The organism is Anaerotruncus massiliensis (ex Togo et al. 2026) (genome assembly GCF_030825285.1).
In the GTDB taxonomy this organism is placed as follows: domain Bacteria; phylum Bacillota; class Clostridia; order Oscillospirales; family Ruminococcaceae; genus Anaerotruncus; species Anaerotruncus massiliensis.
Window position 1 is genome coordinate 14,490 of record NZ_JAPJQF010000028.1, and the last position, 16,066, is coordinate 30,555.

The following is a 16,066-nucleotide window of genomic DNA, read 5'->3' on the forward strand; positions in this document are numbered from 1 at the left end:
TTACAAAAATACCAATATGAAGCATATTGCGCATTGTAATTGAAGGAAATCCCCGAAATGCTTTGCAAAAGTTTTAGGGCTTTAGTTGACGAAATCCCGCCGCCTTGCTATAATGATGGACAATATAAAATGCATAAATGTACGCTCCCGGCGTGCATATATACCGGCCGGCGCGTTCCCTCGCGGACACGCCCGGCGCGGGAGGTAGGAGGTCCTGACCATGAGCAGCCTGTTGGAAGTCTCGCATTTGAAGGTGCTGTTCCACACCCAGCAAGGGGACGTGCCCGCGGTGGACGACGTGAGCTTTCAGGTGGAGGAGGGGGAGACCCTCTGCATCGTGGGGGAGTCGGGCTGTGGCAAAAGCGCCACGGTCCAGGCCGTCATGAAGCTGGTGCCCACCCCTCCGGGGGAATACGCGGGCGGGAAAATTCTGCTGGAGGGGCGGGACCTGCTCCCCCTCTCCACGAAGGAAATGATCCCCATCCGCGGGCATGAGATGTCGATGATCTTTCAGGAGCCGATGACCTCCCTGAACCCGGTGAAGACGATCGGAAGCCAGGTGGGGGAGGTGCTGGAGATCCACCGGAGGGACCTCTCCGCCCGGGAGATCCGCGCGCAGGTGGAGGAGAAGCTCTCCCTCGTGGGGATCCCCGATCCCGCCCGGTGCGCCGCGTCCTATCCGCACCAGCTTTCGGGCGGCATGCGCCAGCGCGCGATGATCGCCATGGCGCTGGCCTGCGAGCCCAAAATCCTCATTGCCGACGAGCCGACCACCGCGCTTGACGTGACCATCCAGGCGCAGATCCTCGACCTCATCCGCCAGCTCAAGGAGAAGACCGGCATGACGGTGCTGCTCATCACCCACGACCTGGGGGTCGTGGCGGAGATGGCCCAGCGGGTGCTGGTGATGTACTCGGGCAAGGTGGTGGAGCAGGGGGAGGTCGGCGCGCTCTTCCGCGCCCCGCTGCACCCCTACACCGAGGGGCTTCTCGCCTGCCTGCCGCGCGTGGACCAGGACGAGGAGGAGCTCTACACGATCCCGGGGCAGGTGTCCAACCCGGCGGACTTCCCCAAGGGCTGCCGGTTCCATCCCCGCTGCCCCTACCGCCAGCAGATCTGTAAGGAAATTTCCCCCGAGCTCCAGGAGGCGGACGGCCGGCTGGTGGCCTGCCACTTCCTCCCCGGGGAACGCGTCAGGAGAGAGGAGGGGGCACTATGACGGCACAAAACTCCGCCGCCGGGCAGGGGGCGCAAGCGCCCCTGCTGGAGGTCCGGGACCTGAGCACCTACTTCCCGGTCTACGGCGGCGCGCTTTCCACCGTCAAGGGCTACGTCCACGCGGTGGACGGCGTCTCCTTTACGGTGAACCAGCACGAGACGCTCGGGCTGGTGGGGGAATCGGGCTGCGGCAAGAGCACCCTCATCCGCAGCATCCTGCTGCTGGAAAAGCCCACCAAAGGGCAGATTCTCTTTGAGGGGCAGGATATGCAGGCCATGAAGGCCGCCCAGCTGCGGCACCTGCGCCGCAATTTGCAGATCGTCTTCCAGGACCCCTATGCCGCGCTCGACCCGCGCATGACGATCGGACAGATCATCGGCGAGCCGCTGCGGGTGCACGGGGAGGCCGACGCCGCCCAGCGGGAGCGGCAGGTGAAGGAGCTCCTCGAGATGGTGGGGCTCCAGCGCGGGTATTACCACCGCTATCCCCATGAGTTTTCCGGCGGGCAGCGCCAGCGGGTGAGCATCGCCCGGGCGCTGGCCCTGCGGCCCAAGCTCATCCTCTGCGACGAGCCGGTGTCCGCGCTCGACGTCTCCATCCAGTCGCAGATCCTCAACCTGCTGCGCAGTCTCCAGTCGGAGTTCGGGCTCACCTACATCTTCATCTCCCACGCCCTCAACGTGGTCCGCTACGTCTCCGACCGGGTGGGCGTGATGTACCTGGGCAAGCTGGTGGAGCTGGCGCCGGTGAAGGAGCTGTACACCACCCCCCGCCACCCCTATACGCGGGCGCTGCTCTCCGCCATCCCCATCCCCGACCCGACCGTCAGCCGGGAGCGGATTTTATTGCAGGGCGACCTGCCCAACCCCAAGAACCCGCCGGCGGGCTGCCGGTTCCACACCCGCTGCCCCTTCGCCGCCGACGAATGCCGCGCCTCCGAACCGGCGCTCACCGAGGTGGCGCCCGGGTGCCAGGTGGCCTGCCACCGGGCGGTCCGCGGGGAGATCTGAGAGAAAGCGCCCCCTTCCGGGAAGGGGGCGCTTTTTGCGCGCGGAATCATTGTGCGCGGGGCGTTTCCGTGGTAAACTAGAGGGCAGTGAAACGGGGGTGGAAGGATGGACGGACACAGGCGGGCGGATATCCGGCCGGGGATGCTGGTGGATATCGTGCTCAAAAAGGACCAGCCGACCGGCAGGCGCACGCGCGGCCGGGTCGGGCGGCTGCTCACCAAAAGCGGCACCCATCCGCACGGCATCAAGGTGATGCTGGAGGACGGCCAGGTGGGCCGGGTGCAGGAGATCATCGGGGAGGAGAGCGAATGAGCGTTCTGTTTTTGGAATATCCCAAATGCGGCACCTGCCAAAAGGCGAAGCGGTGGCTCGACGAAAACGGCGTGGACTACGCCGACCGGCACATCGTCGGGGAGAATCCCACGGCGGAGGAGCTGCGGGAGTGGTCGGCGCGCGCGGGCGTGCCGGTCAAAAGGCTCTTCAACACGAGCGGGATGAAATACCGCGAGCTGGGGCTCAAGGACCGCCTGCCGGAGATGGACGAGGAGGCGCTTTTCGCCCTGCTCGGGACCGACGGGATGCTCGTCAAACGCCCGCTCATCGTGGGAGCGGATTTTTTGCTGGCGGGTTTCCGTCCGGCGGAATGGGAGAGGCTGTTAACATGACGGACAAGCTCTACGAGGAGGACGCCTACCTGCGCGAATTCGAGGCGGAGGTGACCGGCTGCGTCCCGGCAGAGGGGGGCTGGCTCGTGACCCTCGACCGGACGGCCTTCTACCCCGAGGGGGGCGGCCAGCCCGCCGACACGGGAACCCTCGGCGGCGCGCGGGTGCTCGACGTACATGAACAGGAGGGCGAAATCCTCCACACGACCGACGCGCCCCTTCCGGTGGGCGATCGGACGGCGGGCGCGATTGACTGGGAGGCGCGTTTTTCGCGGATGCAGCAGCACACCGGCGAGCACATCGTCTCGGGCGTCATCCACCGGCTTTTCGGGCTGGACAATGTCGGCTTCCACATGGGGCGCGACGCCGTGACGATCGATTTAAACGGCGAGCTGACGGCGGACGACCTTACGCGGGTCGAGCGGCTGGCCAACGAGGCGGTGTGGGAAAACCTGCCCGTCGGGGTGGAATACCCCGCCCCCGAGGCGCTTGCCGCGCTCGACTACCGCAGCAAGAAGGAGCTCACCGGCCGGGTGCGCATCGTGACGGTGCCGGGCAGCGATGTGTGCGCCTGCTGCGGCACCCATGTGCGGCGCACGGGCGAAATCGGCGTCATCAAGCTGCTGACGAGCCAGAGGTACAAGGGCGGCGTGCGGGTGTGGCTGCTCTGCGGGGACCGCGCGCTCACCGATTACAACGAGAAGAACGCGCAGGCCTACGCGGTCTCGGGGATGCTCTCCGCCAGGGTCGGGGAGCTCGCCGGGGCGGTGGAGCGGATGCAGGCGGAAAACGACGCGCTGAAGCTGCGCGCCGCGCGTCTTCAGGAGGAGCTCTTCCGTTACCGCGCCCGCGAGGTCGAGGAGGGCGCGACCTACGCCCTCCTCTTCGAGGACGCGATGGAGCCGCCCGCGCTGCGGCGGTTCTGCCTCGCGCTCTGTGAGCGGTGCGGGGTGGCGGCGGTCCTCTCGGGGAGCGAACGGGAGGGCTGGAAATACGCGGCGGGCAGCGCGCACAGCGACGTGCGCCCGCTCGGCAGGGAGCTGAACGCCGCCTTCTCGGGGCGCGGCGGCGGAAGCCCCGAGCTCGTGCAGGGGACCCTCTCGGGCAGCCGGGAGGAGATCGAAAACTTTTTCAGGAGCAGGGTATGAACATTCAGATTTTCGGCAAGGCCAAGTGCTTCGACACCAAAAAGGCCGAGCGCTATTTTAAGGAGCGCGGCGTCAAATTCCAGAGCGTCGACCTCATCCGCTACGGCATGAGCAGGGGGGAATTCGAGAGCGTCCGGCGCGCCGTCGGCGGCGTGAAGGCGCTCGTTGACGAAAAGTCGAAGGACTACGACAAGTCCTTCATCGCCTACCTCGCCGGGGAGGAGAACATCGCGGACAAGCTGATGGAATACCCCTCGGTGCTCAAGACCCCCATCGTCCGAAACGGAAAGCAGGCCACCGTCGGCTACTGCCCCGACGTGTGGAAGGAGTGGACCTGAGGGCGCTCCGGGCGGAAAACAACGCGCCCGCGGGCGCGTTCGCGCGCTTTGTGCGCGTGCGCGGCGCAGCCGCGCGGTTTTCCGCCCCAGCCCCGCGGCGAACGCCGGGGGAGCCTTGCGGCCGCCCCTTTGGGCGGCCGCCGGTGTAAAAGGAGGGAATCGGAATGGGAACGCCCGAACGGTTCGAGGCGGTCATGGCGGACGGCGCGCGGATCGTCTGCCGGATTTTCGGCGGCGGGGAGCGCGCGCTGCTGCTCCTGCACGGCAACGGCGAGGACCACACCTGCTTTCAAAAGCAGGTCGCGGCCTTTTCCGGGCGCTTCCGGGTGATCGCGATGGACAGCCGCGGACATGGGGAGTCGTCCGCCGGCAGCGGCGTGACGATCGCGAAGATCGCGGAGGACGCGGCGGCGGTGCTCGGCGCGCTGGGTATTGAACGCGCGTCGGTCGTGGGGTTCAGCGACGGCGCGAACGCCGCCCTCGGCCTCGCGCTCTCCCACCCCGGCATGGTGGAAAAGCTGGCGCTCGCGGGCGCGAACCTCTTCCCGGCGGGGGTGAAGCCCCGGTTCCAGCTCCCCGCCGAGCTGGAATACCGCGCGCTGCGCCTCTGCGGGAGGTTCAGCGAGCGGCCGCGCCGCCGCGCGGAGATCGTCGGCCTCATGGTCGAGGAGCCCCGCTATACCCCCGCGATGCTCGGCGCGATTACCGCGCCCACGCTGGTGCTCGCGGGTGACCGCGACCTCATCAGGCCGGCGCATACGGCGCTCATCGCCGCGTCGCTCCCGCATGCAAAGCTCGTGACGATCCCCCGCTCCGACCACTGGATCTTCGACCGCCAGCCGGTACGGGTCAACCGGGAGATTTTGGCCTTCCTCGGATGAAAAAGCGCCCCGGCAAAGCCGGGGCGCTTTCGCATGTCCTCGCGGACTATTTTTCCTCGCGGATTACTTTTCCACCGGGAAGCAGATCTCCGTCACCCAGTTTTCGGGGTTGGGGTCCATGGCGGGGCTCACATGGTAGATATTGAACATCGGGCCGCTGATCCGCCAGCCGCCCGCGTCAATCCATTCGCCGATCGCGGCGCAGGCGTCGGAGACGCTGGCGTAGCTGCCGCGGATGACGCAGGAGGCGACCTTCACGGCCGGGACCTCCTTAAAGCGGACGTGCTCGGTGTCGTGATAGCTGCCGGTGACCGCCGTGCGGATTTCCACGTCGACGTCCGACTCCTTGAACCCCTCGTCGAAGAAGACGGCGATGGCGTAGGCCGGGGAGGCCATCTGGACATGCTGGCCGGCCGTTTCGCCGTAGAGCCGCTGCCAAAGGTCGCCCTCGCGGTCGTAGGAGGGCATCGTGTCGCGCAGGCTCATAACCTGCATGGCGGGGATTTCCTTGAGGGTTACATCGTACTTCATACTGTTATCGTCCTTTCCCAATCGTTCGATGGTGTTTTCGAGGATCGCGAGCCGGGCGCCGAGGTCCCGCGATTCCTCCCGCATCTGGGAGAGGCGTACCGCCAGGTAGCGGCGAAGGCTTTCCGCGTCGTCGTACTGCGCAAGGATCTCCCGGATCGTCGCCAGCCCGAACCCCATCGACTTGAGCGCTTGGATCTTACCCGCCGCCTCCAGCTGCCTTGCGCTGTAGTAGCGGTAGCCGGTGAAGGAATCCACCGTCTCGGGGGCCAGCAGACCGATCTCGTCGTAGTGGCGCAGCATCTTGATGCTGATCATCGTCAGCTTGGAAAATTCGCCGATCTTGAACATGTTACGTCCTCCCGTCTGTTTTTGAGCTCACCGTCAGCTTACACCATCCCACAGTGGGAGAGTCAATAGGGAAAAACAAAATTTTTTCAAGCCGCCCCGCGTCCCTGCTTCCTCTTCATCCCTCGTTCCGCTCCCTTCCCACCCCGCGTCCCCACTCCCGCGACCACCGTTAAAAGGCGGCGGCCGGCCGGGATCAAACGTTTTGAAGGGTGGCGGGGAACTTTTCCAAAAGTTCCCCGCCTTACAAAAGTTCCCCTCCTCACGCATCCTTTATGAGAAAGACGGGCAGGGGCGGGTCGTTGGGGCGGTTGCAGAAGTCGGCGACGACCACCGTAAAGGCGCGGTGATCAATCGTGCGCAGGTAGGCGAGCAGGGCGTCCCGCTCGGCGTAGCCGGTATCCCGGCCGTAATAGATGATGAGGCTCATGACCCCGCGCGGCTTTAAGAGCGTAAGCCCCGCTTCGATGGCGGCGATGCTGCTTTCGGCGCGGGTGTTGACGCTGTGGTCGCCGCCGGGCAGCCAGCCGAAGTTGAAGACGATGCAGTCGACCGACCCCGGCGCGGCGTAACGGGCCATATTGGCGTGGCTGTCCAGGACGACGCGCGCAAAACCGGAGCACCCGCGTTCCCCGATGAGGGCGCGGGTGCTTTCCACCGCCTCGGGCTGGATGTCGAAGGCGAGCACCTTCCCCGTCTCCCCGACGAGGGAGGCGAGAAAGACGGTGTCGTTGCCGCGCCCTGCGGTCGCGTCGATGCAGAAGGCGCCCGGCCTCACATGGGATTCGATGAACTGGTGCGCCACCTGAAGGGCGCCGAACGGTCTTGACATGGGAAACTCCCTTTCTATGTAGTTGCAGGATTCGGGAAAAGGCATTACAATAAAAAAGAACCGAGGGGAGGGAACAAATATGCGCTTCGACGAACTGGTCTACGCCGTCGTGCGGCAGATCCCGCGCGGCCGGGTGGCCTCCTACGGGCAGGTCGCGCTGCTCTGCGGCAACCCGCGCGCCTCCCGCGCGGTGGGCTGGGCGCTGCGCCGCAACCCCGCCCCGGGGGAGGAGATCCCCTGCCACCGGGTCGTGAACCGCGAAGGGCGGCTCGCGCCCGCCTTCGCGTTCGGCGGGCCGGACGCCCAGCGGAGTCTGCTCGAGGCGGAGGGCGTCGCGGTGGACGATGAGGGCTTTGTGGATATGGAACGGTACGCGTGGTACGGGCCTACAGAACCACCTGGTCGTTGATGACGAGCCCGAACCGCAGGCCGAGCCGCTCGGCCGCCTTGCGGCAGAGGAGCATGCGCTGGAGGAAGATCTCAAAGTAGTCCATCACCGCGGCGCTCGCGGTGTCGATGCGGATGCGCAGCGTGATCATGGACTTGTCGGGGGAGATCTCGGTGGAGGCCTCCTCGACGGCGTAGTTGACCCGGTCGTGGATGTCGAAGGTGGCCATGTCGCGGTTGCGCACACGGGAACGGCGCACGTCGGTCTTGTCGGCCAGGATGAGCGCGGCGGCCACCGCGTCGACCGCGACGGCGGTGCCCTCGTCGTGGTTGCCGATGGCGCTGATGATCGTGGCGGTGTCCTCCGCGTCCGCGCCCAGCTTGTCGAGGATGCGGAAGGCCATGACCGCGCCGCTCTGGGCGTGGTCGGCGCGGTTGATGACGTTGCCGATGTCGTGCAGGTAGCCCGCGATCTGCGCGAGCTCCGCCGTGCGCTCGGGATAGCCGAGCGTCAGCAGGATCTCCCGCGCCTTCCTGGCCACCTTGGTCACATGCGCGAAGCTGTGTTCGGTATAGCCCAGCACCCGCAGCGCGTCGTCCGCCTTGCGTATGTAGGTCTTGATGGATTCGTTATGGGCGATCTGGTCGAATGTTACCATGGTTACGTCCTTTCGTTTTTTGTTTCATGGAATCATTCTATCCCGAATGCGGGGCAAATACAATTGCGGCGGCGCGGATTTTATAAAAATTTTACAGGAGGGCGAACGATGGGACCGACCTGTTACACGGTGACCCGCATCGACGGGGATTACGCGGTCATGGTGACCGACGGAGGGATCGAAAACACGGTGGCGATGGCGCTGCTCCTGCCCGAGACGGACGAGGGCGTTCGGCTCGTATGGGAGAATTTCACCTACCGGGCGGCCGTATGAAGGTGATCGCGCGGACGCCTCGCCTGCTCCTGCGGGAGCTTTCGGAGGAGGACCTCGGCTCGCTCGGCGGGACGCTGATGGACGCCGAGGCGATGGCGGCGCTCGGCGGGGCGATGGACCGGGAGCAGGCGCTGACCTGGCTGCGCCGCCAGATCGGCCGGTACCGGACGGGGGAGCCCGCCTGCTGGGGCGTCGAGGAGCGGGAGACGGGGACGCCGGCGGGGCTGGCGGGCTTCGCCCGGATGCCCACCCCGCTCGGGGAGCTGCCCGAGCTCGGCTACATCCCGCGCGCCGACCGGCGGGGACGCGGCTACGCGTCCGAGGCGGGCCGCGCCTGTCTGGAATACGGGTTCGGGACGCTTGGGCTGCCCTGTGCCTGCGCGGTGATCCGCGTGGGGAACGCCGCGTCGGAGCGGGTGGCCCGTCGGCTCGGGATGCGGTATGTCCGGGAGATGGAATTCCGGGGGGCTCCGCATGGGCTCTGGCTCGTTTCCCGGGAAGATTTGCCCGGCAGAGGTTGTTTTTCGCGGGAAACCGTACTATAATGGTAGAGATTCAATTCAGGAGAGGAAGAGACGGGACATGTACAGCTTTAAGAACGATTACAGCGAGGGCGCGCACCCCCGCATCATGCAGGCGCTGCTCGACACCAACCTCGACCAGACGGACGGCTACGGCACCGACCCGCACTGCGAACGCGCGCGGGCGCTCATCCGGGAGAAGATCGCCTGCCCGGAGGCGGACGTGCATTTCCTCGTGGGGGGCACCCAGGCCAACCTGACGGTCGTGGCGGCGGCGCTGCGCCCCTACCAGGCGGTGGTTGCGGCGCACACGGGACATGTGTGCGTGCATGAGACGGGCGCGATCGAAGCGACCGGCCACAAGGTGGTGTCGATGCCCTCGCCCGACGGCAGGCTCACCCCCGCCATGGTGGAGGAGGCGTGCGGCCTTCACACCGACGAACACATGGTCCAGCCGAAGATGGTCTACATCTCCGATTCGACAGAGGTGGGCACCCTCTACCGGAAGGCGGAGCTCGAGGCGCTGCACGATACCTGCCGGGCGCTGGGGCTCTACCTCTTCCTCGACGGGGCGCGGCTTTCGGCGGCGCTCACCGCAGAGACGAACGACCTCTCCCTGCCCGACCTCGCGCGGCTGTGCGACGTCTTCTACCTCGGCGGGACCAAGTGCGGGGCGCTCTTCGGCGAGGCGGTCGTCATCGTGAACGACGCGCTGAAGCCCGATTTCCGCTACCTCATCAAGCAGCGGGGCGGCATGCTCGCCAAGGGGCGGCTGCTCGGCATCCAGTTTGAAAGCCTCTTCGAGGACGGCCTCTACCTCGAGCTCGGCGCGCGCGCCAACCGGCTGGGGATGCGGATGAAGCGGTCGATCTCCGAGGCGGGCTTTTCCTTCGCGAGCGACTCGTACACCAACCAGCAGTTCGCCGTCCTGCCCGACCCGCTGGTGGAAAAGCTCGGCGAACTCTACAAATTTGAACAAAACGGCAAGCTGGACGCCGGGCACACCGTCGTGCGGTTCGTGACCTCGTGGGCGACCGACGAGACGGCGGTCGAGCGGTTCGCCGCCGACCTGCGGCGGCTGGCGAGCGGGGCGGAATGACCGCACAGCCGAAGGGCCGCCTGCAAAGCGCCGGGGCGGTCGTGCCGCTCGCGGTGCTCGCCACCTTCCTGTGGGGCACGGCGTTCCCCTGCGTCAAGCTGGGGTACCGGCTCTTTGCGATCGAAAGCGGCGGGACCGCCTCCCAGATGCTCTTCGCGGGGACGCGGTTTTTGCTGGCGGGGGCGCTGACCCTCGTGTTCGGCGCCGCGGCGGGCCGGCGCGCGCCGCTGCCCGCGCGGAGGAATTACGGCGGCGTCCTGCTGCTCGGGCTCGTGCAGACGACGGCGCAGTACGTCTTCTTCTATGTCGGCCTCGCCAACACGACGGGCAGCCGCGGCTCGATCATCGACGCGTCCGCCGCCTTCATCGGCGTCATCCTCGCCCACTTTCTCTGCCGGGGGGACCGCATGACCCGCCGCAAGGCCCTCGGCTGCGCGGCCGGGTTCGCCGGGGTGGTCGTGCTCAACCTCGGCGGCGGGCTGGACGGGGCGTTTGCCTTTACCGGCGAGGGGTTCATGCTGCTGGCCGCCACCTCCTCCGCGCTCGGCGCGGTGGTGAGCGCGCGCGTCGCGCCCGGCAACGACCCGATGGCGGTCACCGGCTGGCAGCTGCTGGCCGGCGGCGGCGTGCTCTTCCTCATCGGCGCGCTCGGCGGCGGGCGCATCCGCCCCACCGGCGGCGCGGCCTGGCTCCTGCTTTTCTATCTGGCGGCGCTCTCGGCGGTGGCCTTCACCATCTGGACGCTGCTGCTCAAATACCATCCGGTGGCGCGGGTGAGCATCTTCAACTCCCTCATCCCCGTCTTCGGCACCCTCTGTTCGGGGCTCTTCCTGGGCGAGGAGATCTGGAATGTCCGGAACCTCGCGGCGCTGCTGCTCGTCTGCGCGGGCATCTGCATCGTGAACGGCGCGCCCGGCCCCGCATCCTCTGTGAAAGCGTGAAAGCCATGTTCGACCTGCTCATCAAAAACGGAACCGTAGTCGACGGCAGCGGCGCGCCCGCCTTCCCGGCGGACGTGGCGGTGTCGGGCGGCGTGATATCGGCGGTGGCGCCGGGGATTTCCGCCCCGGCCGCGCGCACGGTCGACGCGTCGGGGCGGCTCGTCACCCCCGGCTTCATCGACATCCACCGGCACGCCGACCTGAACCTCTTTACCGAAGGCTTCGGCGCGCCCGAGCTGCGGCAGGGGCTCACGACGATCGTCAACGGCAACTGCGGGCTGTCGGCCGTGCCCTGCCCCGCCGCGCGGCGGGAGGAGATTCTGCATTTCCTTTCGCCGGTCGTGGGGGACGCGGACGGCGCGCCCCGCTTCGGGGGCTTCGCGGAATACATGGCGCTGGCGGAGCGGGCGCCGCTCCCGCTGAACGTCGGCATGTGCGTTGGCAACGGAACGGTGCGCGCCGCAGTGCGCGGCTACGGGGAGGGGCCGCTCTCCCCCGGCGAGCTCGCGGCCGCGCGGGACCTCCTGCGCGGCGCGCTTTCGGACGGCGCGCTCGGCGTGACGCTGGGCGTCGTCTACGCGCCGGAATACAACTACGACGCGGACGGCTTTACCGAGGTGCTCTCCCCGATGCGGGAATATCCCGTGCCGCTCGCCGCCCACGTCCGCGGGGAGGGGGACCTCCTCCACGAGTCGCTGCGCGAGGTCATCGGGATCGCGCGGCGGCTGGGGACGCCGCTGCACGTCAGCCACCTCAAGTGCATCGGCAGGCGCAACTGGGGGCGCGGGGCGAAGCGCGCGCTGGAGATCCTCGAGGAGGCGCGCGCCCGCGGGCTGCGGGCGGACTGCGACGTCTACCCCTACACCGCCGGGTCGACCCAGCTCCTCCAGATCCTCCCGCCCCACTTTCTTGAGGGGGGCGCGCCCGGCGTCATCCGCCGCCTGCGGGAGCCCGCGCGCCGGGAGGAGCTGCGGGGGATTTTCGTGGGCCCGTCCGACCGATTTGAAAACCTCGTCTACCTGGTCGGGTGGGAGAACATCCGCTGCACCTCGATGCGCCGTCCCGAAAACCAGCCGTTCATCGGCAAATCGGTGGCGGAGATCGCCCGGAGGAGGGGGCAGGACCCCTGCGACTGCGCCTGCGACCTGCTGGCCGCCGAAGAGTGCGACGTCGCGATGATCGACTTCATCACCTCGGAGGAGGACGTCCGCACGATCCTGCGCTCTCCCATGAGCTCGGTGATCTCCGATTCGGTCTACCCCTCGCGGGGGGTGCCCCATCCACGGCTCTACGGCGCCTTTCCCAAGGTGCTGATCGACTATGTGCGGGAGAGCCCGCTGCTGACGCTCGAGGAGGCGGTTCACAAGATGACCGCCAAGCCCGCCGGGGTCTACCGCCTCGGGAGCAAGGGCCTGCTGCGGGCGGGCTTTGACGCGGACATCAACGTTTTCTCCCTTGAAAACCTGAAAAACCCCGCCAGCTATGAGCACCCCGCGCAGTACGCGTCCGGCTTCGACTATGTGTTCGTGAACGGCCGGGCCGCCGTCGACCACGACGAGCTGACCCGCGCGCCCGCGGGCAGGCTGCTGAGGCGGGCATGAGGGCGGCGCGGGAACAGCGGCCGCCGGCCCTGCCGGCGGAGCCGAAGCTGGAACGGGAGCTTTCGGAGGGCCTGCTCGAGGAGGAACCGGGAAGGTACGCCTCGGGGGAGGCAGACGCGGTGAGCGGGCTTCTCTTCCGCGGCGTTTTTCCGGGACTCGACTTCGAGGAGGCGAGCTTCGAGGGCTGCGTCTTCGAGGGGATGCGGCTGACCGGGGCGGACCTCTCCAAAACGGGACTCACCGACCTGGTTTTCCGGCGGTGCGACCTCTCGAACGCCAGCTTCTCAAAGGCGGCGCTCACGCGGGTGCGGTTCGACGACTGCAAGCTCGTGGGCGCGGACTTCTCCGAGGGGGTGCTGCGGGACGTGCGCTTTTCCCGGTGCAGCCTGCGGTACGCGCAGTTTTTCCAGGCGGGGCTGCGCGCGGTGCGGTTCGAGGGGTGCGACCTCTCGGGCGCGGCGATGCAGGAGCTGAAGCTGCGGGACCTCACCCTTTCGGAATGTAAGCTCGCCGGGGCCGAGCTCTTCCACACGAAGCTCGCGGGGGTGGACTTCACCACCTGCGAGACGGACGGGCTCGTCGTCGCGGCGGAGGACCTGCGGGGCGGCGTCTTTACCGCCGCGCAGGCGGTGGGGCTGGCAAGGCTGCTCGGCATCATCATCAAATAGCGATATCTGCGGATACCATACAGGAGGAACAGCATGGAGGACGTACTATTATCATTACAGGAGATCTGCAAGGCGTTTGGGGAGACCGAGGCGCTCGCGGGGGTCAGCCTCGATGTGCGCGAGGGGGAATTCCTGACGCTGCTCGGGCCCTCCGGCTGCGGCAAGACCACCACCCTGCGGATCATCGCGGGGCTGGAAAGCCCCGACAGCGGCCGTGTGCTGCTGCGGGGGGAGGACATGACCGGCTGGGAGCCCAACCGCCGCCCGGTCAACACGGTGTTCCAGAGCTACGCGCTCTTCCCGCACATGAACGTGGCGAAAAACATCGGCTACGGCCTGCGGCTCAAAAAGACGCCCAAGGAGGAGATCCGCCGCCGGGTGGACGAGATGCTCGGCCTCGTGCAGCTTCCCGGCTTCGGCGGGCGGATGCCCAACCAGCTTTCGGGCGGGCAGCGGCAGCGGGTGGCGATCGCGCGCGCGATCGTGAACGACCCGGCGGTGCTGCTGCTCGACGAGCCGCTCGGCGCGCTCGATTTGCAGCTGCGCCGCCAGATGCAGACCGAGCTCAAATCGCTGCAAAAGGATCTGGGCATCACCTTCATCTACATCACCCACGACCAGGAGGAGGCCCTCAACATGAGCGACCGGATCGGCATCATGAACGAGGGGCGCATCCTCCAGCTCGGCAAGCCGGACGAGATCTACGAGCGGCCCCAGACGCGGTTCGCCGCCGAGTTCATCGGGCAGAGCAACATCTTCACCGCCGAGGTTGCGGGGCGGGAGCCGGACGGCACGCTGACGCTGCTCTACGCGGGCGGCGTCGTCAAGGCGTGCGGCGAGGGGACGCCGGGCGAAAGGGTGACCCTTTCGGTGCGCACCGAGCGCATCCGGTTCGGCGAGGAATGCCGCTACGGGTTCGCGCTCACCGGCATTGTCCGGGCGCACAGCTATACCGGAGGCATGCTACGCACGACCCTCGGGCTTTCCGACGGGCAGGAGCTGATCGTGAGCGGCATGGGCGGCGGGGGCGACCGCGCCGAGGTCGGCGAGACGGTGCACATCTACTGGAAGCCCGCCTGCGCCGCCATCGTGGAAAGGGGCGACCAGCATGAAGCGCGCGCGTAAGGGGCGCGGCTTTCCCGCCGCGGGCATCCCGTTCCTCTTGTGGACGGCGTTTTTCGTCGCCATCCCGCTCATCTATATCCTCTGCATGAGCTTCATGAAGCGCGCGGCCACCTGGGGGGTCGTCGCCGAGTTTTCGCTCGGCAGCTACGCCAAGATGCTCTCCCCCGCCTACCTGCGCGTCTTCGGGGAAAGCCTCTGGCTGTCGGTGCTCACCACCGGCTTTACGCTGCTGCTCGGCTATCCGTTCGCCTATTTCACGGCGCAGCTCTCCCCCAAGCGGCGCTCCCTCGCGCTGCTGCTCGTCATCGTGCCCTTCTGGACCAACTCGCTCGTGCGCATCTACGGGTGGATGATCCTCCTGCGCAGCCAGGGGGTCGTCAACGCCCTGCTCATCGCGCTCGGCGTCATTGACACGCCGCTTAAACTCCTGTATAATTTTGGGGCCGTGCTGGTCGGCATGGTGTACGCCCTGCTGCCCTTCATGATCCTGTCCGTCTACAACTCGATCTCCAAGCTCGACCCGTCGCTCACCGAAGCGGCGCGCGATTTGGGCGCGGGCAAGTGGCGCGCCTTCTGGAGCGTCACCGTGCCGATGACCCGAGCGGGCATCATGGCCGGGTGCGTGCTCGTCTTCATCCCGTCGGTCGGGCTCTTCTTCATCTCCGACCTGCTCGGCGGCGCAAAGACGATGCTGCTTGGAAACCTGATCAAAAACGAACTGCTCACCGCCCGCAACTGGCCGATGGGCGCGGCGCTTTCGGTCGTCATGATGGCCGCCACCCTGCTGGTGATCGGCCTCTACCAGAAGCTGTCGGGTGAAAAGAGTCTGGAGGGGATCGTATGAGGCGGCGGTCCAAAATCCCCGAAATCTATGTGACGCTCCTGCTCATTCTCATGTACCTGCCGATCCTGGTCGTCGTGGTCTACTCCTTCAACGACACCAAGCTCTTCAGCTGGGAGGGGTTCACCTTCTCCTGGTACCAAAAGCTGCTCCACAACCGAAACATCATTACAGCCTTCTTCAACAGCCTCGAGCTCGCGGCGCTCAGCAGCCTGTCCGCCTCGGTGCTCGGCACCGTCGGCGCGGTGGGCATCGCGGGCAGGCATTTCCGCGGCCGCGGCGCGCTCGAAAATCTTTCCCTCATCCCCATCATGGTCCCCGAGATCATTCTCGGCATGGCGTACCTCGCGTTTTTCTCCTTCCTGCGCCTGCCCTTCGGCATGCTGACGCTCGTGCTCGCGCACACCACCTTCTGCGTGCCGTATATCTTCATCAACGTCAAGGCGCGGCTCGCCGGGCTCGACCCCGCCATCGGAGAGGCCGCCCGCGACCTCGGCGCGTCCGCGCCGCGCGCCTTCTTTGACATCACCCTGCCGCTCATCGCACCTTCCATCCTGTCGGGCGCGCTGCTCGCCTTTGCCATGAGCATGGACGACGTGGTCATCAGCTTTTTTGCCACCGGCGCGCAGACGAGCACCCTTCCGCTGCAAATCTATTCGATGCTCAAGATGGGCGTCACCCCTGAGATCAACGCCCTGTGCACCCTCATGCTCGGCGCCGTGTTTCTGATCGTCGCCGTCGGGAGGCTTGTTTCTGCCCGGCGGCAGAGGCGCGCTTAGGTGTGCCGCTCAGTGAGCGGCGGAGCTTGTCGGTGGACGGCCGACGGCGGTTTTAGGTTTGCCGCTCAGTGAGCGGTGGAGCTTGTCGGTAGTCGACCGACGGCCGCTTTAGATTTGCCGCTCAGTGAGCGGCAGAGTTGCCGGGTCTCGCCCCGGCGGGCGGCCCCATTTCTTGTACGGACAAGAAATGGGGGAAAGAAGCC

At 66.9% G+C, this 16,066-nt stretch carries 20 protein-coding genes; 17 read left to right on the top strand and 3 right to left on the bottom strand.

Annotated features, from left to right (window positions below; translation table 11 throughout):
• Positions 1-220 precede the first annotated feature (220 nt).
• The 7 genes from RCI06_RS09330 (at position 221) to RCI06_RS09360 (ending at position 5,261) form a co-directional block, all read left to right on the top strand.
• Positions 221-1,219: an ABC transporter ATP-binding protein gene (locus RCI06_RS09330; RefSeq protein ID WP_306575728.1), complete on the top strand. Its 999-nt coding sequence runs from the start codon at positions 221-223 to the stop codon at positions 1,217-1,219.
• Complete coding sequence (locus tag RCI06_RS09335; RefSeq protein WP_101552967.1) at positions 1,216-2,229, top strand: ABC transporter ATP-binding protein; 1,014 nt, start codon at positions 1,216-1,218, stop codon at positions 2,227-2,229. Before RCI06_RS09330 ends, RCI06_RS09335 begins: the two co-directional genes overlap by 4 nt.
• A gap of 105 nt (positions 2,230-2,334) precedes the next feature.
• A complete protein-coding gene (locus RCI06_RS09340; protein WP_101552969.1) occupies positions 2,335-2,541 on the top strand; it encodes a YwbE family protein in 207 nt (68 codons plus the stop codon).
• Positions 2,538-2,894: an arsenate reductase family protein gene (locus RCI06_RS09345; RefSeq protein WP_306575731.1), complete on the top strand. Its 357-nt coding sequence runs from the start codon at positions 2,538-2,540 to the stop codon at positions 2,892-2,894. The genes RCI06_RS09340 and RCI06_RS09345 overlap by 4 nt, the downstream gene beginning before the upstream one ends.
• Complete coding sequence (locus RCI06_RS09350) at positions 2,891-4,042, top strand: alanyl-tRNA editing protein (protein ID WP_306575734.1); 1,152 nt, start codon at positions 2,891-2,893, stop codon at positions 4,040-4,042. Before RCI06_RS09345 ends, RCI06_RS09350 begins: the two co-directional genes overlap by 4 nt.
• Positions 4,039-4,380, top strand: a complete 342-nt coding sequence (locus RCI06_RS09355; RefSeq protein WP_101552975.1) for an arsenate reductase family protein — start codon at positions 4,039-4,041, stop codon at positions 4,378-4,380. The genes RCI06_RS09350 and RCI06_RS09355 overlap by 4 nt, the downstream gene beginning before the upstream one ends.
• A gap of 164 nt (positions 4,381-4,544) precedes the next feature.
• Positions 4,545-5,261 carry an alpha/beta fold hydrolase gene (locus RCI06_RS09360; protein WP_306575737.1) on the top strand — a complete coding sequence of 239 codons (717 nt, stop codon included), beginning with the start codon at positions 4,545-4,547 and terminating at the stop codon, positions 5,259-5,261.
• 63 nt (positions 5,262-5,324) lie between these two features.
• Here RCI06_RS09360 and RCI06_RS09365 read toward each other — a convergent pair whose 3' ends face one another.
• Positions 5,325-6,140, bottom strand: a complete 816-nt coding sequence (locus RCI06_RS09365) for a MerR family transcriptional regulator (RefSeq protein WP_306575740.1) — start codon at positions 6,138-6,140, stop codon at positions 5,325-5,327.
• A gap of 259 nt (positions 6,141-6,399) precedes the next feature.
• Positions 6,400-6,969: a class I SAM-dependent methyltransferase gene (locus tag RCI06_RS09370; RefSeq protein WP_121586677.1), complete on the bottom strand. Its 570-nt coding sequence runs from the start codon at positions 6,967-6,969 to the stop codon at positions 6,400-6,402.
• Positions 6,970-7,048: 79 nt separating this feature from the next.
• Here RCI06_RS09370 and RCI06_RS09375 point away from each other — a divergent pair, with 79 nt between their 5' ends.
• Positions 7,049-7,378, top strand: coding sequence for an MGMT family protein (locus RCI06_RS09375; RefSeq protein ID WP_101552982.1), 330 nt, complete (start codon positions 7,049-7,051; stop codon positions 7,376-7,378).
• Here RCI06_RS09375 and RCI06_RS09380 read toward each other — a convergent pair.
• Positions 7,356-8,015: an HD domain-containing protein gene (locus RCI06_RS09380; protein ID WP_101552984.1), complete on the bottom strand. Its 660-nt coding sequence runs from the start codon at positions 8,013-8,015 to the stop codon at positions 7,356-7,358. The genes RCI06_RS09375 and RCI06_RS09380 overlap by 23 nt on opposite strands.
• Before the next feature lie 108 nt (positions 8,016-8,123).
• Here RCI06_RS09380 and RCI06_RS09385 point away from each other — a divergent pair, with 108 nt between their 5' ends.
• From RCI06_RS09385 to RCI06_RS09425, 9 genes are read left to right on the top strand one after another with little or no spacing between them, the layout of a single operon-like run.
• The gene (locus tag RCI06_RS09385; RefSeq protein ID WP_306575744.1) at positions 8,124-8,288 is read left to right on the top strand and encodes a hypothetical protein; all 165 of its coding nucleotides are present in this window, start codon (positions 8,124-8,126) and stop codon (positions 8,286-8,288) included.
• Positions 8,285-8,833, top strand: coding sequence for a GNAT family N-acetyltransferase (locus RCI06_RS09390; protein WP_306575747.1), 549 nt, complete (start codon positions 8,285-8,287; stop codon positions 8,831-8,833). The genes RCI06_RS09385 and RCI06_RS09390 overlap by 4 nt, the downstream gene beginning before the upstream one ends.
• 37 nt (positions 8,834-8,870) lie before the next feature.
• Positions 8,871-9,908 (top strand): low specificity L-threonine aldolase, encoded by a 1,038-nt coding sequence (locus RCI06_RS09395; RefSeq protein ID WP_306575751.1) that lies wholly within the window; start codon positions 8,871-8,873, stop codon positions 9,906-9,908.
• Positions 9,905-10,849, top strand: a complete 945-nt coding sequence (locus tag RCI06_RS09400; RefSeq protein ID WP_277138587.1) for a DMT family transporter — start codon at positions 9,905-9,907, stop codon at positions 10,847-10,849. The genes RCI06_RS09395 and RCI06_RS09400 overlap by 4 nt, the downstream gene beginning before the upstream one ends.
• Before the next feature lie 5 nt (positions 10,850-10,854).
• Positions 10,855-12,450: an amidohydrolase family protein gene (locus RCI06_RS09405; RefSeq protein ID WP_306575755.1), complete on the top strand. Its 1,596-nt coding sequence runs from the start codon at positions 10,855-10,857 to the stop codon at positions 12,448-12,450.
• Positions 12,447-13,118: a pentapeptide repeat-containing protein gene (locus tag RCI06_RS09410; protein ID WP_101552995.1), complete on the top strand. Its 672-nt coding sequence runs from the start codon at positions 12,447-12,449 to the stop codon at positions 13,116-13,118. The genes RCI06_RS09405 and RCI06_RS09410 overlap by 4 nt, the downstream gene beginning before the upstream one ends.
• Positions 13,119-13,151: 33 nt before the next feature.
• Positions 13,152-14,243, top strand: coding sequence for an ABC transporter ATP-binding protein (locus tag RCI06_RS09415; RefSeq protein WP_121586670.1), 1,092 nt, complete (start codon positions 13,152-13,154; stop codon positions 14,241-14,243).
• On the top strand, positions 14,227-15,087 hold the full coding sequence (locus RCI06_RS09420) for an ABC transporter permease (protein ID WP_276874385.1): 861 nt from the start codon (positions 14,227-14,229) through the stop codon (positions 15,085-15,087). Before RCI06_RS09415 ends, RCI06_RS09420 begins: the two co-directional genes overlap by 17 nt.
• Positions 15,084-15,863 carry an ABC transporter permease gene (locus RCI06_RS09425; protein ID WP_101553001.1) on the top strand — a complete coding sequence of 260 codons (780 nt, stop codon included), beginning with the start codon at positions 15,084-15,086 and terminating at the stop codon, positions 15,861-15,863. Before RCI06_RS09420 ends, RCI06_RS09425 begins: the two co-directional genes overlap by 4 nt.
• The last annotated feature ends 203 nt before the right edge of the window (positions 15,864-16,066 follow it).